Here is a 15380-nt window from a genome sequence, read left to right on the forward strand (position 1 = left end):
GGATGTTCATGCCCGGCTCACCCTCGCCGCGCAGGACCGCGTCCACGTTCCCCTCGGCCTGTACGAGCACGTCCTCCGCCACGAAGGACACGCTGTGCCCGCCGAAGAAGAGGTAGCAGTGCGGGGCGTCGCGCTTGGCCGCGCGGGCGATGTCGATGGCCTCGGGGATGTTGGCGAGTCAGTCCAGGGAGATACCGAGAGCGTCCGGCCGGAAGGCGGCGAACTCGCGGGCCAGTTCGTCGATGCCGGTGACCTGGAGGTCCACGATCCTGACCCCGTGCCCCTCCGCCCGCGCCGCACCGGCCACCCGCTCCAGGCCGAGTGGCTCCCTCCAGACGCAGGAAGATCTCCGAGTACAGCAGGGCACTGGGGTGGACGAGCAGCAGGCGCATGGTGACCTCGGCGACGTAGGGAGGGGTGCGGGGGACGTGCGGGGGGGGGTGCGGGGGGAGTGCCGGGGACGCCGGGGGCCCGTACACCGGACGTGCCGGGGGTACGGGCGTACCGGGGATGCACGGCCGCGTGCACCTGCTTCACACGCGCTCGGCGCCGCACCCGAGGGCCGGTCCCGGCACCGTCATCCTCACCGCCCTCGCCACCGGCGCCGGTCAGCGCTTCCGGACGAGTGCGGGCCTCGGGTCACAAGAGCAGAGGGCGGTGTGTCATACCCGCCGCGCCTCGTCCGGTCAGGCCGAGCGCTTGCGGGACGACGCCGTCTTCTTGGCCGCCGTCGTCAGGCCGAGCGCTTGCGGGACGACGCCGTCTTCTTAGCCGCCGTCTTCTTCGCCGCCGTCTTGGCGGTCGTCGCCGTCTTGGCACTCGGCGTCGCCTTGGCGGCCGACTTGGCGGTGGACTTGGCAGTCGACTTGGCGGCCGGCTTGGCGGTGAAGCCGCCTGCGGACTTGGCCGTGGACCTCGACGAGGAAGACCTCGCCGCCGTCTTCTTCGTGCCCCGGTCCGGCTTGGCCGCCGTCTTCCTGGCGCGAGCCGCGGGCGCCGCCTTCTTGCGCCCCGTCTCCTTCGCGGCGGACCGGCCTTCGTGCAGGCGTCTGACCTCGGCCCCCTCCTCCGGCTCGCGCTGCTCCTGCTCCGGCTCCGCGCCGCCGCGCGACTCGCGGGCCGCGCGCACGCTGTTCTCCAGCGCTGCCATCAGGTCGAGCACCTTGCCGCCGGTCGCCGGCGCGGGGCTCTCCGGCGGGGCCTCGCCCGCCGCCTTCGCCGCGATGACCTCCTCCAGCGCCTCGCGGTACTCGTCGTGCAGCTCGGTCAGGTCGACCTCGCCGAGGGTGTCCATCAGGGCGTCCGCCAGGTCGAGTTCCTTGTCACGGACGGTGACGTCGACGTCCGGGGCGACGCCCTCGGGGGCGCGGACCTCGTCGGGCCAGAGGAGTCCGTGCATGGCGATGGCCTCGCCGACCACCCGCAGCATGCCGAGGCGTTCCCGGCCGCGCAGCGCGTACTTGGCGATGGCGACCTTGTTGCTGCGCTTGAGGGCCTCACGGAGCAGGGTGTACGGCTTCGCCGCGGGCGCGCCGCTCGCCGCCAGGTAGTAGGCGGCGCCCATCTGGAGGGGGTCGATCCGGTCGGCCGGTACGAAAGCGACGATCTCGATGGTGCGCGCGGTGGGGATCGGCAGGTGGGAGAGGTCCTCGTCGGTGATCGGGATCATCGAGCCGTCGGCGTCCTCGTACGCCTTGCCGATCTCGGCCTGGGTGACCTCGCGGTCCTCCAGTTCGCAGACCTTGCGGTAGCGGATGCGGCCGTTGTCCTCGGTGTGGACCTGGCGGAAGGCGATGGCGTGGCTCTCGGTGGCGTTCACCAGCTTGATCGGGATGCTGACGAGACCGAAGGAGATGGCGCCGTTCCAGATGGATCGCACGTTCCGCCCCTTTCCGGCCGATATGCACTGCCGATATGTACTGTTACATCACTAGTTCTCTGAGATTGTCATCCTATGACGCCTATCACAGAGGTGGAGGGGCGCCGGGTCCCGCTGAGCAACCTGCAAAAGGTGCTGTATCCGGCGACCGGCTTCACCAAGGGGGAGCTGCTGCACTACTACGCGACGACCGCCCCCGTCCTGCTGCCGCACCTGCGCGACCGGGCGCTGTCCTTCCTGCGGTATCCGGACGGGCCGGACGGGCAGCTGTTCTTCGCGAAGAACGTGCCGCCGGGTACGCCCGAGTGGGTCATGACCGCCGAGGTCCCCCGGTCGGAGGGGCCGGCCCGGATGGTGGTGGTACGGGATCTGGCGAGCCTGGTGTGGGCGGCGAACCTGGTCACCGAGTTCCACACGCACCAGTGGCTCGTACAGTCCCCGGACGAGGCCGACCGGCTGGTCTTCGACCTCGATCCGGGGGCGCCCGCGACGATCGTGCAGTGCTGCGAGGTCGCGCTGTGGCTGCGCGATCGCCTCGCCGCGGACGGGATCGAGGCGTACGCCAAGACGGCCGGGTCGAAGGGACTGCATCTGCTGGCGGCGGTGCGCGGGGGCTCGTCGGAGGAGACGTCGGAGTACGCGAAGGCGCTTGCGGTGGAGGCGGAGCGGGCGATGCCGCGGCTCGTGGTGCACCGGATGACGAAGAGTCTGCGGCCGGGGAAGGTGTTCGTCGACTGGAGCCAGAACGCGGCCCGCAAGACCACGGCGGCGCCGTACACCGTGCGGGCCCGGCGCACCCCGCTGGTGTCGGCGCCGGTGACCTGGGAGGAGGTCGCGGACTGCGGGGCGCCGGCCCAGCTGGAGTTCGTCGCGGAGGACCTCGCGCCGCGGATCCAGGACTACGGGGACCTGCTGGCCCCGCTGCTGGACCCGAAAGGGGCGGCACGACTGCCGTGAGCGGACCGGACGGCGTGAGGCGAAACAGGAAGACCTACACCCACGTGTTCCGGTCGCGTGCCATCGCGTGCAGCGCCTCCACGTCCGCCGGTTTCAGTACGGCGCCCAGCCCGGTCAGCCCCGGCAGCTCGGTGTCCCGCAGGACGTGCAGGGAGCGCGGGGGTGCCGTGACGGTGAGGTCCGCGGGGTTCGCCAGGGCGAGTACCGGGCGGACCTCGGCGGTCAGGGCGTGGGAGGCGCGGTCGGCGTCGGCGCGCAGGCGGCGCAGCAGCGGCTCGGCGTCGTGGCGGCCGACGGTGACCAGCGGGTCGTCCACCCTGACCCGCTGCTTGCGGGCGTACAGGGCGTGTACGGCGAAGAGGCCGCCGGGGCCGATCAGCAGGTGGTGGACGCGGTCGCCGCCGGGGAGCGGGAGGGAGTGCAGGGTGTGCCAGCCGGCGCCCTCCATCCGGTCCAGGGCCTCGCCGACGGTCTGCTCCGCGGTCAGGGCGTGCCGGCGCGGGTCGGGGCGGAAGCGGTGGGCGGGGCCGGGGCCCCGGTCGAGGGCGACGAGCAGGGCCTCGCCGGGGCGGTTGGGCGCGAGGTCGTCGTCCGGGTGGAGGGTGAGCCGGGCCATCTCGGCGGGTGTGGGGACGGGCGGCGGGCCCACGGCCACCGGGCCGGCCAGGAACGGTTCCAGGGCTTCGAGTACGGCCTCCCGGTGGTCCTCGCCGAGCAGGTTGACCCGGCCGGACTCCGGGTCGTACCAGGCGACGTTGCTTCCGTCCCGGCGGCAGACGTACAGCCGTTCGCGGCCGTGCCGCCAGGTCGGCACCACGCGTAGTGCGCTCATGCGCCATCACCCCTCGACCATGGGAACAGGCGGGGCGCTCCCTGGGCAAGAACCCGGCCAAGAACCCGGCTACCGTGGAACGCGCCCGGTGAAACGGGGCGAAACGGGGCCGGCTCGAGGCGCGGCGTACCCGAGGGCCGGCGCACGGACCGCTCTGCTGCCGGGAAAACCGGCCGAGTAGCCTCTTCCGGAGTACCCCCTGCGGTGCGCAAAAAGGACTTCCGTACGAATAAGGTGTACGGGCCGTCCTGCCCTCCCCTCAGCTCAGGAGCCCCGTGCCAGCCCGTCGCCCCGCGCGTACCGCCCTCGCCGCGGCCGCCGTCGTGCTGCTCTCGGCGACGGCGGTGGCCTGCGGGGACTCGGGGGGCCTGCAGTCGGCGGGGGCCACGCCGACCGCCGTCAGCCCGGCCAAGCTGTGGCCGGACCTGCGGCCCGCGTCCAGCCCGGCCTGGCCGTACGACGAGGCGGAGCGGGAGGTCGTCAAGGGCGTCCGCGTGCCCGGGGACGACATCCGGAAGGTGGCCCCGGTGGACGTCGTACGGGCGGAGATCTCGGCGCACCCGGACGACTACGGGTCGAAGGGGGCGTACCACGCGACGGTGGACCGGGTGAAGGAGTGCGAGCCGGGCGGGGACCGGGCGCGGTGCCCGGTGCTGAAGGCGTACTACCGCGATCTGACCGGTGACGGCCGGGACGAACTGGCGCTCGGTTTCCGGCTGTACCCGACCAACCAGACGGCGGTGCGGATCTACACCGTCGAGAAGCACCGGCTGGTGCAGGTGCTGGCCGACAACGACGCGATCATCGGGGTGGAGCTGGCCGGGCGGGCGGTGATCGTGCGCTCCCCGGCGGGGATCACCGGCTATGAGTACCGCACCAGCTGGGCGTGGGATCCCGAGCAGCGGGCGATGGTGTTCTCCCGCGACGAGTTCCTGCGCACGGGCGGCGGCCGGCACACGCGCAGGCCGTCGGCGAGCCCCAGTCCGTCCGCCTCCCCGTCACCGTCATTGACGCCTTCGCCGTCCCTCACCCCCTCGACGCCGGGTACGCCTTCGTCGGGTACGACCGCGTCGGCGGGCGAGTGATGGGGCTCGCGCTGCCCCGGTGGGCGGAGACGCTCGCGGTGAAGTCGGCCGCGTTCATCACGGTGATGTGCTGTGCGCTGGCCGCGCTGCTCGGCGTCCTGGTGCACGTCTCGGTGACCGACCAGACCGTGAGTCAGGCCCGTGACCAGGCGCTGAGCCGGCTGGCGGACGCCACGGACGCCTACCAGGCGGGCGACGCCCTGCGACCGGGCGCCGGGGTGGACCCGCCGGGGCTGCCCGCGCCGCTGCGGAGGCTGGCGGTGTCCGGGAAGCGCGCCACGATGGTCTCCTCGCAGGACGGGCGCCCCACGATGTGGGCTGCCGGGCCGGCCGACGGGCACCGGGCGCTCGCCGTGCGGGTCGGCTACGGGCAGCAGTCCCGCACGATCGAGGGGCTGGACACGTCGATCCTGTGGTCGTCCGTGCTGGCCATCGGGGTGACGGTGCTGGTCGGGTTGTTCGCGGTGACCCGGGTGACGAGACGGCTGCACGGCACGGCGCGCGTGGCCCGGCGGATCAGCGTGGGCGACCTGGACGCCCGGGTGAACGACCCGCGGACCCGGGACCCTTCGCGGCCGCAGGACGAGGTGGCCTCGGTGGCGGCGGCGCTGGACGGCATGGCGGCGTCGCTGCAGGGCAAGCTGCTGAGCGAGCAGCGGTTCACGGCGGACGTGGCGCACGAGCTGCGTACGCCGCTGACGGGGTTGCACGCGGCGGCCGAGCTGCTGCCTCCCGGCCGGCCGACGGAGCTGGTCCGGGACCGGGTGGCGGCGCTGCGCACGCTCACCGAGGACCTGCTGGAGATCTCCCGGCTGGACACCGGCCGGGAGACGCCGGCGGTGGACACCGAGGCGCTCGGTGCGCTGGCCGCGCGGGTGGTGCGGGCGTCGGGGACCGACGCCGAGGTGCGGGTGGTGCGGGACGCCCGGGTGGAGACCGACCGGCGGCGGCTGGAGCGGGTGCTGGGGAATCTGGTGGCCAACGCGCACAAGCACGGGCGGGGGCCGGTGGTGGTCACGGTGGAGGGGCCGCGGGTGACGGTGCGGGACCACGGGGAGGGGTATCCGGAGTACCTGGTGGTCCATGGTCCCCAGCGGTTCCGCACGGAGGGGGGTGCCCGGGGGCACGGGCTGGGGCTGACGATCGCGGTGGGGCAGGCGGAGGTGCTGGGAGCGAGGCTGCACTTCGCGAATGCGGCCGACGGGGGTGCGGTGGCCTCCCTGACCCTCCCCACCCCTCCGAGCACCACTCCGCCCCGGGCCGTGCGTACCTGATCGCGCGTTCCCCGCGCCCCTGAGGGGTGGCACACGCCGTCGCCAGCCGCGGGCCCGTCGTGGCTTCTCGCGCAGTTCCCCGCGCCCCTAGGGGGGCGGTACACGCCGTCGCCACGCGCAGGCCCGTCGTGGCTTCTCGCGCAGTTCCCCGCGCCCCTAGGGGGGTGGCACACGCCGTGGTCACGCGCAGGCCCGTCGTGGCTTCTCGCGCAGTTCCCCGCGCCCCTTTGGGGGAGCGCCCCAGCGGGCCGGTGTCGCATCCCCATGCCCGGCAGCCGAACGACGACCGAACACCCCAAGGGGCGCGGGGAACTGCGCGGCCGGCACCGGGCGGGCCGCACCCGACGGACAACCGCAACCGCCCCGAGGGGCGCGGGGTACTGCGCGGGCGGGTGGTGGCCGTACTCGCGCCTCCCCCGTTGGCCCAGTGCAAGGGGCGTCCCGCCCGGCTCCCTCCTAATGTGGCGGTCAGTCAGACCGAGTCCGCCCCCGGGAGGCCCCATGTCCCCGCGTTTCGCCGTCAAGGCCCTCGCGCCACGCTGGTGCTGATCAGCACGGCACACAACACGACCTATTTGGGTAGGTTCCGGACATGACGAAGGCCGGAACCACCCTCACGGCGACCCAGGCCCCGCCCCCCGTCGTACGGCTCCCCCGCCGCCGCGGCATCGAACTCGCCCTGATCGTCCTGGCCGTCGTGCTGTCGGTGTACGGCTACTGCGCCGTCGGCCTCGCCCGCACCGGCACCGTCCCGCCCGGCGCGGTCGGTTACGGCGCCGGCCTCGGCGTCCTCGCCCTGTGCGCGCACATCGCCGTCCGCATCCGGGCGCCGTACGCCGACCCCCTGCCGCTGCCCATCGGCGTGCTGCTCAACGGACTGGGCCTGGTGCTGATCTACCGGCTCGACCTGGAGACCCCGCACGACCAGGCGGCCCCCACCCAACTGGTGTGGTCCACCCTCGGGGTGGGCCTGTTCATCGCCGTCGTCCTCGTGCTCCGCGACCACCGCGTCCTCCAGCGCTACTCGTACGTCTGTGTGGTCGCCGCCCTCGCGCTGCTGGTCCTGCCGATCCTGTTCCCGGCGGTCAACGGCGCCCGCATCTGGATCCGGATCGCCGGATTCTCCATCCAGCCGGGCGAGTTCGCGAAGGTGCTGCTCGCCGTGTTCTTCGCCGCCTATCTGGCCGCCAACCGCAACGCGCTGGCGTACACCGGCCGCCGGGTGTGGCGGATGCAGTTGCCGACCGGCCGGGTGCTGGGCCCGATCGTGGCGATCTGGCTGCTCAGCGTCGGCGTGCTGGTACTGGAGCGCGACCTCGGCACCTCCCTGCTGTTCTTCGGCCTGTTCGTCGTCCTGCTGTACGTCGCCACGGGCCGGACCGGCTGGATCGCGGTCGGCCTGGTGCTGGCCACGCTCGGCGCGGTCGCCGTGGGCCATCTGGAGCCGCACGTGCACGGCCGGATCGAGGACTGGCTGCACCCCTTCGCGACGATCGACGCCGGGCAGGGCCCCAACCAGCTCGCGCAGTCGCTGTTTGCGTTCGCCGCGGGCGGCATCCTCGGCACCGGCCTGGGACTCGGCCACTCCGTCCTGATCGGCTTCGCCACCAAGTCCGACTTCATCCTGGCCACGGCCGGCGAGGAGCTGGGGCTGGCCGGCCTCTCAGCGATCTTCCTGCTGTACGCCCTGCTCGTGGAGCGCGGCTACCGGGCGGGCCTCGCCCTGCGCGAACCGTTCGGCCGGCTGCTCGCCGTCGGCCTCGCCTCGATCGTCGCGCTCCAGGTGTTCGTGATCGCGGGCGGCGTGACCGGGCTGATCCCGCTGACCGGCATGGCGATGCCGTTCCTCGCCCAGGGCGGTTCGTCGGTCGTCACCAACTGGGCCATCGTGGCGCTGCTGATCCGCGTGAGCGACTCGGCTCGCAGCCAGTACGACGGGCAGGTGGCCCCATGACGACCCCCACCAGGGGCCGGACGACGACGTACCGAACAGGTGGCCGATGAGCACGTACATCAAGCGCGCGTCCGCGTTCTGTGTCCTGCTGCTCGTGGCGCTGCTGGTCAACGCCGCCCGCGTGCAGGTGATGCGGGCCGGCGACTACGACCGCAACCCGGCCAACCGGCGTGCCACGATCGCCCGTTACAGCCAGCCGCGCGGCGACATCGTGGTGGACGGCCGGACGGTCACCGGCTCCGTCGACACCGGCGAGCAACTGCGCTACGAACGGAGGTACCTCGACGGCCCGTTGTACGCGCCGGTCACCGGCTTCGCCTCCCAGCTGTACGGCACCACCCTGCTGGAGCACACCTCGGACGGCATCCTCTCCGGCACCGACTCGATCCTCTCGCCGCTCCCCCTGTGGAACGACGTGACGCGGGCGCAGAACCCCGGCGGCGACGTCGTCACGACCCTGAACGCGGACGCGCAGGAGGCCGCGTTCCGGGGGCTGGACGGGCGCAAGGGCGCGGTGGCGGCGATCGAGCCGGCCACGGGCCGGGTGCTGGCGCTGGTGTCGAGTCCGTCGTACGACCCCTCGGAGCTGTCCGGCAACGGCGAGGCGGTCGCGTCGGCGTGGGCGCGGCTCGGGCACGACCCGGAGAAACCGATGCTGGACCGCGCCGTACGGCAGACGTATCCGCCGGGGTCGACGTTCAAGGTGGTCACCGCGGCGGCGGCGCTGGACTCGGGGGTGATCACCGACCTGGACGAGCCGACCGACTCCCCCGATCCCTACCGGCTGCCCGGCACCACCACCCGGCTCACCAACGAGACCGACGGCTGCGCCGACGCCTCGCTGCGCACGGCGTTCGAGTGGTCGTGCAACACGGTGTTCGCCAAGCTGGGCGTGGACGTCGGGGTGCGGGACATGGCGGACACGGCGCGGGCGTTCGGCTTCAACGACGACCGGCTGCGCGTCCCGTTCTCGGTGGCCCGGTCCACCTTCGACACGCACGTGGACGACGCCCAGCTCGCACTGTCGTCGATCGGGCAGTACAACACGCGGGCGACCCCGCTTCAGATGGCGATGGTCGCGGCGGCCGTCGCGAACGGGGGCCGGCTGCGGCTGCCGTACCTGGTGGAGCGCAGCACCCGGCAGGGCGGGGAGACCGTCGCGGGCAGCGGGGTGCGCCCGGCCCGGCAGGTGATGCGCCCGTCGACGGCCGTGAAGCTGAAGGAGCTGATGACCGGCGTGGTCGACGAGGGCACCGGCGCGAACGCGGCGATCCCCGGCGCGCTGGTCGGCGGGAAGACGGGGACCGCGCAGCACGGGGTCGACAACTCCGGTGTCCCCTACGCCTGGTTCGTCTCCTGGGCGCAGGCCGACGACGCGATGGAGCCGCAGGTGGCGGTGGCGGTGGTGGTCGAGGACGCGTCGGCGAACCGGCGTGACATCAGCGGCGGCGGGGTGGCGGCGCCGATCGCGAAGGCGGTGATGGAGGCGGTCCTCGGGTCGTCGTGAGGTGACGGGGCGGGACCCGCCGGCGTACGGCCCGCGGGGCGTACGCCGGCCGGGATCAGTTGGCCGGCTTGATCATCTCGGAGCGGACGGTGAGGGTGTCGCGGGCGGCGGCCGCGATGTCCACGTCGGACGCGTCCTTGTGCTCCACGTCGATCTCGCCGACGACCGCGGCGGTGTTGCCGTCGGCCCACGCGCAGATCGGGTAGGTGACCGTCACGAGGGACTCCTGCTGGGAGACCACTTCGCAGGTGATGGTGGTCTGCGCGCCGGGCGGGGTGGCGTCCTTCTCGGGCTGCACGAGCGTCACGCCGTCGGCGTCGGCGGCGCCCTTGAGCATGCCGTGCCGGACGTCGGCCTCGTGCTTGAACCGGCCGTACATGCTCGACACCACGAGCAGGCCCTTGGACGGGTCGCCCCCGCGGTCGTAGCGGGCGCCCAGGGCATGGATGTCCTGGGCGTCCCAGGCGCTGTTGGCCTCGTCCTCGATCTTGCCGGTCTGGCTCGCCGGCATCTTCTCGGCGAACTGGTACTGCCCGTCCAGCAGGGTTCCGGGCAGCGTGAGCTTGTTCTCCGCCTTCGGCAGGCTCTTCTCGATCTGCCAGCCGAGCACGCCGAGCGCCACCAGCCCGCCGACGATCAGGACGACGACCCCGCCGACGATGCCGAGCACGAGACCCACCCGGCTCTTCTTCGGCGGCGGCCCCATGGGCGGCATCCCCCAAGCCGGGTACGGCTGCTGGGGCGGGAAGGGCTGCTGGGGCGGGTACGGCTGCTGCGGGGGGTACGGCTGAGCGCCGTACGGCGGCTGGGGCTGGGGGCCGGGCGGCGGGCCGTACGGGCCGGGGCCCTGCGGGGGCTGCTGGCCGTAGGGGTTCTGGGGCTGCTGCGGCGGCGGAGGCATGGACACGCCAGCACGCTACTGCACGCGGGTGACAGCGCCGTACGGCAGCACCCGCGCCCCGCGTCGGCGCCCGGCTTCGTAGACGAACAGTCAACAAGTGGCGCGCAGGGGATTGACGAGCTTGCTGACAAGCAGTCTCATAAGAGGCGGACGACATACCCCCGGGCAACGAGGTGAGCAATCCATGACGACCGTGACGGAAGCGGACGCTCTCGACGGGCTGCGCGACGCGCTCGGCCTGCTCAAGGACCGGGAACAGGTGGCCGAACGGTTGCTCGTGTCTTCCGCCAAGCACTCCTTCGACCCGGACAAGGAGCTGGACTGGGACGCCCCCTTCGAGGAGGGCAAGTGGTTCTGGCCGCCGGAGCTGGTGTCGCTGTACGGCACCCCGATGTGGAAGCGGATGAGCGAGGAGCAGCGGATCCTGCTCTCCCAGCACGAGGCCGCGGCGCTGGCCTCCCTCGGCATCTGGTTCGAGCTGATCCTGATGCAGCTGCTCGTCCGGCACATCTACGACAAGGCGGCGACGAGCGCGCACGTGCGGTACGCGCTGACCGAGATCGAGGACGAGTGCCGGCACTCGAAGATGTTCGCGCGGGTGATCTCGCGGGGCGGGACGCCCTGGTACCCGGTGAGCCGGGCCCACCAGAACCTGGGGCGCCTGTTCAAGACCATATCCACGACACCCGGGTCCTTCACCGCCACGCTCCTCGGTGAGGAGGTGCTGGACTGGATGCAGCGGCTGACGTTCCCGGACGAGCGGGTGCAGCCGCTGATCCGGGGCGTCACGCGCATCCATGTGGTCGAGGAGGCCCGGCACGTGCGGTACGCCCGCGAGGAGCTGCGCCGGCAGATGCTTACGGCGCCGAAGTGGTCCCAGGAGTTCACCCGGGTCACGTCCGGGGAGTTCGCCCGGGTGTTCTCGGTCGCGTTCGTGAATCCCGACGTGTACGCGAACGTGGGGCTGGACAAGCGGGAGGCGATGGCCCAGGTGAAGGCGAGCGGGCACCGCCAGGAGGTCATGCAGACCGGCTCGAAGCGGCTGACGGACTTCCTGGACGACATCGGCGTCCTCCGCGGTGTCGGCCGCCGCCTGTGGAGGTCCTCGGGCCTGCTGGCGTAGGCGGGACGGCCCGGGGGGGGTCGCTCCCCGGCGCCAGCAGGGTGCCGCTGCGCCCACGCGTGCCGCCCTGGGGGTCCCCCGGGCCCTTGAGGCACTGGAAGAGGCACGCATGCCCGCAGCTACGTACGGCAGGGCTGCGACGTGCCCCGAAAGGGGCGCGGGGAACTGCGCGACCAGCCCCAACGCGCCCGCGGGCGAAGACGACACAGACGGGGGCAGTGCCCCGAGGGGGGCGCGGGGCTGTATCCGTATGCGGCTCCGCCGCGTGGGCGCGACCAGCCCCCACCGGGCCGCAGGTGAGAACGGTCCCGCACGCCGCAGGCGACTACGCTGACGGGCATGACCCCGGCCGCGACTCCCGCCTACAGACGGCTCAGTGTCGAGGAGCGCCGTACCCAGCTCCTCGACGCCGCGCTCTCCCTCTTCGCGCACCGCGCCCCAGAGGAGGTCTCCCTCGACGACGTGGCGGAGGCGGCCGGAGTCTCCCGCCCCCTGGTGTACCGCTACTTCCCAGGCGGCAAGCAGCAGCTGTACGAGGCCGCGCTCGGATCCGCCGCCGAGGAACTCCAGCACTGCTTCGCCGAACCCCGCCAGGGCCCCCTCCTCCCCCGCCTGTCCCGCGCCCTCGACCGCTACCTTGCCTTCGTCGACCAGCACGACACCGGCTTCAGCGCCCTCCTCCAGGGCGGCAGCGTGGTGGAGACGTCCCGGACGACCGCCACGGTGGACGGCGTACGCCGCTCCGCCGCCGAGCACATCCACAACCACCTCGGCGTCGTTGACCCCGGCCCGCGCCTGCGCATGACCGTCCGGGTATGGATCACGGCCGTCGAGGCGGCCTCCCTCATCTGGCTCGACGAGGACAAGCAGCCCCCGGCCGACGAGTTGCGCGACTGGCTGGTCGACGAGTTCGTCGCGATGCTCACGGTGACCGCCGCCCGCGACCCGGAGACCGCCGAGCTGGTCGGCGCGCTCGCCGAGGATGTCTGAGACTGGTGCCGTGAAAAGCCAGGACACCCCCTTCGAGGGCGGACCCATGGACGGCCGGGTGCTCCCGGTCCTGCTGGGCCCCACCGGGCACCCCCCGAAGACGTACCGCATCCCCGTCCCCGACGCGGCGGGCGGCCCGCCCGCCGTGCTCGTCTACCACCGCGTGCCCAGGGGCCACAGCAAGCGGCTGGGCCTGGTCCAGGGCTGGAAGTACCTCTACGACCCCGATGACAAGTACGGCGGAAGGCTCAGGTGGCCCTGGTCCAGGCCGGAGCCCCGGCCATCGGCGCCGGGGCCGGACACCACGCCGTCCGGCAAGCCGGACGACACCGACGGGTGACACTATTACGCCGGACCGCGCACGCTCGCCGCGCGGACCGCGCGGACCCGTGCCCAAGCTGCCGGTGCCCGGGAAGCGGAAAAGCCGCCTCCCCGCACCGGAGGTGATGACGTGTCAGGAGTGCTTCTCCGTCTGGCCTGTACGGCGGCGATGGCGGCCCAGGCCGCCCTCGCGCCGGTCCCCGCGGTCGCCGCACCCCAGCCGCAGCGGACCGTCGCCCAACTGCTGACGGACCTTCAGCGGATGTACCAGCAGGCGGAGGAGGCCACCCAGACCTACGACGGCACCCAGGAGAAGCTCACACAGCAGCGCGCCGAGGTCGACCGCCTCGACGCCGCCCTGGCCCACGCCCGCCTCTCCCTCCAGGACAGCCGGACCGCCGTCGGGCAACTGGCCCGCCAGCAGTACCAGGGTGCCGACGACATCTCCCCCTACGTCCGCCTCCTGCTCGCCCCCGACCCCCAGCACGCCCTGGACGAAGGCCATGTCATCGGCGAACTCGCCGAGCAGCGCACCCGGACCGTGGGCCGTCTGACCGGCGCCGAGAAGAAGCAGGACACCCTGGCCAAGGCCGCCCGCAAGGCCCTGGACACCCAGCTCACCCTGGCCGGCAAGCAGAAGAAGGCACGGGACGACGTCCAGGCCAGGCTCGGCGACATCGAACGCCTCCTGGCCACCCTCACCCCCGAGCAGCTCAGCGAGATCGCGAAGCTGGAGCAGGCCGGCGTCACCGACGCCCAGCGCAGCCTCACCACCTCCGGCGCCCTCGGCGGCGACGACCGCCCCCCGACCCCGGCCGCCCGGCGTGCGGTCGGCTACGCCCTGGCCCAGGTCGGCAAGCCGTACGCGTGGGGAGCGCAGGGCCCGGCGTCGTACGACTGCTCAGGCCTGACCGCCCAGGCCTGGACCCACGCCGGCACCCCCATCCCCCGCACCAGCCAGGCCCAGTGGTCCCACCTGCCGAAAATCCCCCTCGACCAACTCCGCCCGGGCGACCTCATCGTCTACTACCCCAAGGCCACCCACGTCGCCCTCTACATCGGCGACAGGCAGGTGGTCCAGGCCCCTCGCCCGGGAGAAAAGGTCAAGGTCTCACCCCTGGCAAGCTATCCGGTCCTGGGCGCGGTCCGCCCTTGACACCCACGCCAAGGGCAGCCCACCTAGGGGCGCGGGGAACTGCGCGACAAGCCACAACTCGCCGGCAGCCACCGAACAGCCGCCGCCCCTACGGCGATCAGGCCACCGAAGCGAGGTACGCCTGACACTTCTCCGGCTCATAGAAGAAGTTCTCGAAGTCGGCCGGGTCGTTGAACGCGTTGGCGAACCGATCAGCCACCGGCTGCAACTCCCCCGCGGCTCCGATGAGGTTCAGGATGTGCTCCGGCGGCGGCGCCAGCATCGCGTTGGTCCACTTGGTGACGTGCTGCGCCGTGGCCCAGTACCGGTCGAACGTCCCCCGCATCCACTCCTCGTCGAACGGTTCCTCCCCCCGCTCCAGGATGGACGCGAGGTACGCCGCGGCGCACTTGGAGGCCGAGTTGGAGCCCTGGCCGGTGATGGGGTCGTTGGCGACGACCACGTCGGCCACGCCGAGGACCAGGCCGCCGCCCGGGAGGCGGCCGATCGGGTTGCGGACGGTCGGCGCGTACCGGCCGGCCAGCGTGCCACCGGCGTCCGTGAGTTCGACCTTGGTGGCCCGCGCGTACTCCCACGGCGTGAACTTCTCCATGAGTTCCAGGGTCAGGGAGAGGTGTTCCGCCGGGTCCTTGATCCCGCCGAAGGCGTCCAGCGGGCCGCCGGGTATGCCCTCCCAGAAGAGGATGTCGGCCGACCCGGAGGTGGTCAGCGTCGGCATGATGAAGAGCTCGCCGACGCCTGGGACCAGGTTGCAACGCACGGCGTGGAAGTCGGGGTGCTCGGGGCGCGGGCCCAGCCCGTGGACGTAGGCCACCGCCAGCGCGCGCTGCGGCTCGCTGTACGGGGAGCGCTCGGCGTCCCGGGCGAACATCGACACCAGCTCGCCCTTGCCGGCGGACACCAGGACGAGGTCGTAGGTGCGGGAGAAGTAGTCGAGGTCGCCGACGGCCGCGCCGTGGATGACCAGCTGGCCGCCGCGCTGGGCGAAGGTCTCCATCCAGCCGGCCATCTTCACCCGCTGGTCGACGGACTGGGCGTGGCCGTCGAGCCTGCCCACCCAGTCGATGGCCCGCTGGGTCGGCCCGGGGTCGTGCGAGCCGGGGGCCGCGACCGAGACGCCGAGTCCCTCGATCTTCGGGGCCTGGGACTCCCAGAAGTTCAGCTGGAGATCGCGCTCGTGCTGCAGGGCCGTGTCGAACATGCACTGCGTGGACATGACCCGGCCGGAGCGGATCTCGTCCGCGGTCCGGTTGGACATCAGGGTGACCTCGTAGCCGTGCGACTGCAGGCCGAGGGCGAGCTGGAGGCCGGACTGGCCGGCTCCGACGACGAGTATCTTCCGCATGCGGGTGCGTCTCCTACGGGGCGGGGCTTGCTGCGAAGGCTTGGTACGACGGTGGG

The 15380-nt window shown here is 72.7% G+C and carries 13 protein-coding genes and 1 pseudogene; 9 read left to right on the forward strand and 5 right to left on the reverse strand.

Annotated elements, in window-relative coordinates; translation table 11 throughout:
- Nucleotides 1-13 precede the first annotated feature (13 nt).
- Nucleotides 14-392, reverse strand: a pseudogene (locus tag ABZ854_RS09065) (cobalamin B12-binding domain-containing protein); the annotation flags it as partial.
- Between the two features lie 341 nt (nucleotides 393-733).
- Nucleotides 734-1879 carry a Ku protein gene (locus tag ABZ854_RS09070; RefSeq protein ID WP_361206569.1) on the reverse strand — a complete coding sequence of 382 codons (1146 nt, stop codon included), beginning with the start codon at nucleotides 1877-1879 and terminating at the stop codon, nucleotides 734-736.
- Between the two features lie 75 nt (nucleotides 1880-1954).
- On the opposite strand from ABZ854_RS09070, the gene ligD reads away from it, so the two are divergent.
- Nucleotides 1955-2836, forward strand: a complete 882-nt coding sequence (gene ligD / locus ABZ854_RS09075; RefSeq protein WP_361206572.1) for a non-homologous end-joining DNA ligase — start codon at nucleotides 1955-1957, stop codon at nucleotides 2834-2836.
- A gap of 34 nt (nucleotides 2837-2870) precedes the next feature.
- On the opposite strand, the gene ABZ854_RS09080 is transcribed toward ligD, so the two are convergent.
- Complete coding sequence (locus ABZ854_RS09080; protein ID WP_361206574.1) at nucleotides 2871-3668, reverse strand: nuclease-related domain-containing protein; 798 nt, start codon at nucleotides 3666-3668, stop codon at nucleotides 2871-2873.
- Between the two features lie 275 nt (nucleotides 3669-3943).
- Here ABZ854_RS09080 and ABZ854_RS09085 point away from each other — a divergent pair, with 275 nt between their 5' ends.
- The 4 genes from ABZ854_RS09085 to ABZ854_RS09100 all read left to right on the forward strand — a co-directional run bounded on the left by ABZ854_RS09085 (nucleotide 3944) and on the right by ABZ854_RS09100 (nucleotide 9488).
- Nucleotides 3944-4753: a hypothetical protein gene (locus ABZ854_RS09085; RefSeq protein ID WP_361206577.1), complete on the forward strand. Its 810-nt coding sequence runs from the start codon at nucleotides 3944-3946 to the stop codon at nucleotides 4751-4753.
- Entirely contained in the window at nucleotides 4753-6027 is a 1275-nt protein-coding gene (locus ABZ854_RS09090) for a HAMP domain-containing sensor histidine kinase (RefSeq protein ID WP_361206580.1), read from the forward strand. The genes ABZ854_RS09085 and ABZ854_RS09090 overlap by 1 nt, the downstream gene beginning before the upstream one ends.
- A 592-nt stretch (nucleotides 6028-6619) precedes the next feature.
- Nucleotides 6620-7981, forward strand: coding sequence for an FtsW/RodA/SpoVE family cell cycle protein (locus tag ABZ854_RS09095; protein WP_361206583.1), 1362 nt, complete (start codon nucleotides 6620-6622; stop codon nucleotides 7979-7981).
- A gap of 46 nt (nucleotides 7982-8027) precedes the next feature.
- Nucleotides 8028-9488: a penicillin-binding transpeptidase domain-containing protein gene (locus ABZ854_RS09100; protein ID WP_361206586.1), complete on the forward strand. Its 1461-nt coding sequence runs from the start codon at nucleotides 8028-8030 to the stop codon at nucleotides 9486-9488.
- A 55-nt stretch (nucleotides 9489-9543) separates the two neighbouring features.
- Here ABZ854_RS09100 and ABZ854_RS09105 read toward each other — a convergent pair whose 3' ends face one another.
- Complete coding sequence (locus tag ABZ854_RS09105; RefSeq protein ID WP_361206826.1) at nucleotides 9544-10389, reverse strand: hypothetical protein; 846 nt, start codon at nucleotides 10387-10389, stop codon at nucleotides 9544-9546.
- Between the two features lie 184 nt (nucleotides 10390-10573).
- On the opposite strand from ABZ854_RS09105, the gene ABZ854_RS09110 reads away from it, so the two are divergent.
- The 4 genes from ABZ854_RS09110 to ABZ854_RS09125 all read left to right on the forward strand — a co-directional run bounded on the left by ABZ854_RS09110 (nucleotide 10574) and on the right by ABZ854_RS09125 (nucleotide 13979).
- Nucleotides 10574-11512 carry a diiron oxygenase gene (locus tag ABZ854_RS09110; RefSeq protein WP_361206590.1) on the forward strand — a complete coding sequence of 313 codons (939 nt, stop codon included), beginning with the start codon at nucleotides 10574-10576 and terminating at the stop codon, nucleotides 11510-11512.
- 339 nt (nucleotides 11513-11851) lie between these two features.
- A complete protein-coding gene (locus tag ABZ854_RS09115; protein ID WP_361206593.1) occupies nucleotides 11852-12502 on the forward strand; it encodes a helix-turn-helix domain-containing protein in 651 nt (216 codons plus the stop codon).
- Nucleotides 12503-12512: 10 nt separating this feature from the next.
- Entirely contained in the window at nucleotides 12513-12842 is a 330-nt protein-coding gene (locus ABZ854_RS09120; RefSeq protein WP_361206596.1) for a hypothetical protein, read from the forward strand.
- Between the two features lie 111 nt (nucleotides 12843-12953).
- On the forward strand, nucleotides 12954-13979 hold the full coding sequence (locus ABZ854_RS09125) for an NlpC/P60 family protein (protein ID WP_361206599.1): 1026 nt from the start codon (nucleotides 12954-12956) through the stop codon (nucleotides 13977-13979).
- 97 nt (nucleotides 13980-14076) lie between these two features.
- On the opposite strand, the gene ABZ854_RS09130 is transcribed toward ABZ854_RS09125, so the two are convergent.
- On the reverse strand, nucleotides 14077-15324 hold the full coding sequence (locus ABZ854_RS09130) for a styrene monooxygenase/indole monooxygenase family protein (RefSeq protein WP_361206602.1): 1248 nt from the start codon (nucleotides 15322-15324) through the stop codon (nucleotides 14077-14079).
- Between the last annotated feature and the right edge of the window lie 56 nt (nucleotides 15325-15380).

This window comes from Streptomyces sp. NPDC047028 (genome assembly GCF_040644095.1).
Taxonomy (GTDB): Bacteria; Actinomycetota; Actinomycetes; order Streptomycetales; family Streptomycetaceae; genus Streptomyces.

Coding starts and splice junctions, on each gene's coding strand:
- ABZ854_RS09130 (WP_361206602.1), bottom strand. CDS start 15,324: ATGCGGAAGATACTCGTCGTCGGAGCCGGCCAGTCCGGCCTCCAGCTC.
- ABZ854_RS09090 (WP_361206580.1), top strand. CDS start 4,753: ATGGGGCTCGCGCTGCCCCGGTGGGCGGAGACGCTCGCGGTGAAGTCG.
- ABZ854_RS09110 (WP_361206590.1), top strand. CDS start 10,574: ATGACGACCGTGACGGAAGCGGACGCTCTCGACGGGCTGCGCGACGCG.
- ABZ854_RS09080 (WP_361206574.1), bottom strand. CDS start 3,668: ATGAGCGCACTACGCGTGGTGCCGACCTGGCGGCACGGCCGCGAACGG.
- ligD (WP_361206572.1), top strand. CDS start 1,955: ATGACGCCTATCACAGAGGTGGAGGGGCGCCGGGTCCCGCTGAGCAAC.
- ABZ854_RS09115 (WP_361206593.1), top strand. CDS start 11,852: ATGACCCCGGCCGCGACTCCCGCCTACAGACGGCTCAGTGTCGAGGAG.
- ABZ854_RS09095 (WP_361206583.1), top strand. CDS start 6,620: ATGACGAAGGCCGGAACCACCCTCACGGCGACCCAGGCCCCGCCCCCC.
- ABZ854_RS09105 (WP_361206826.1), bottom strand. CDS start 10,389: ATGCCTCCGCCGCCGCAGCAGCCCCAGAACCCCTACGGCCAGCAGCCC.
- ABZ854_RS09100 (WP_361206586.1), top strand. CDS start 8,028: ATGAGCACGTACATCAAGCGCGCGTCCGCGTTCTGTGTCCTGCTGCTC.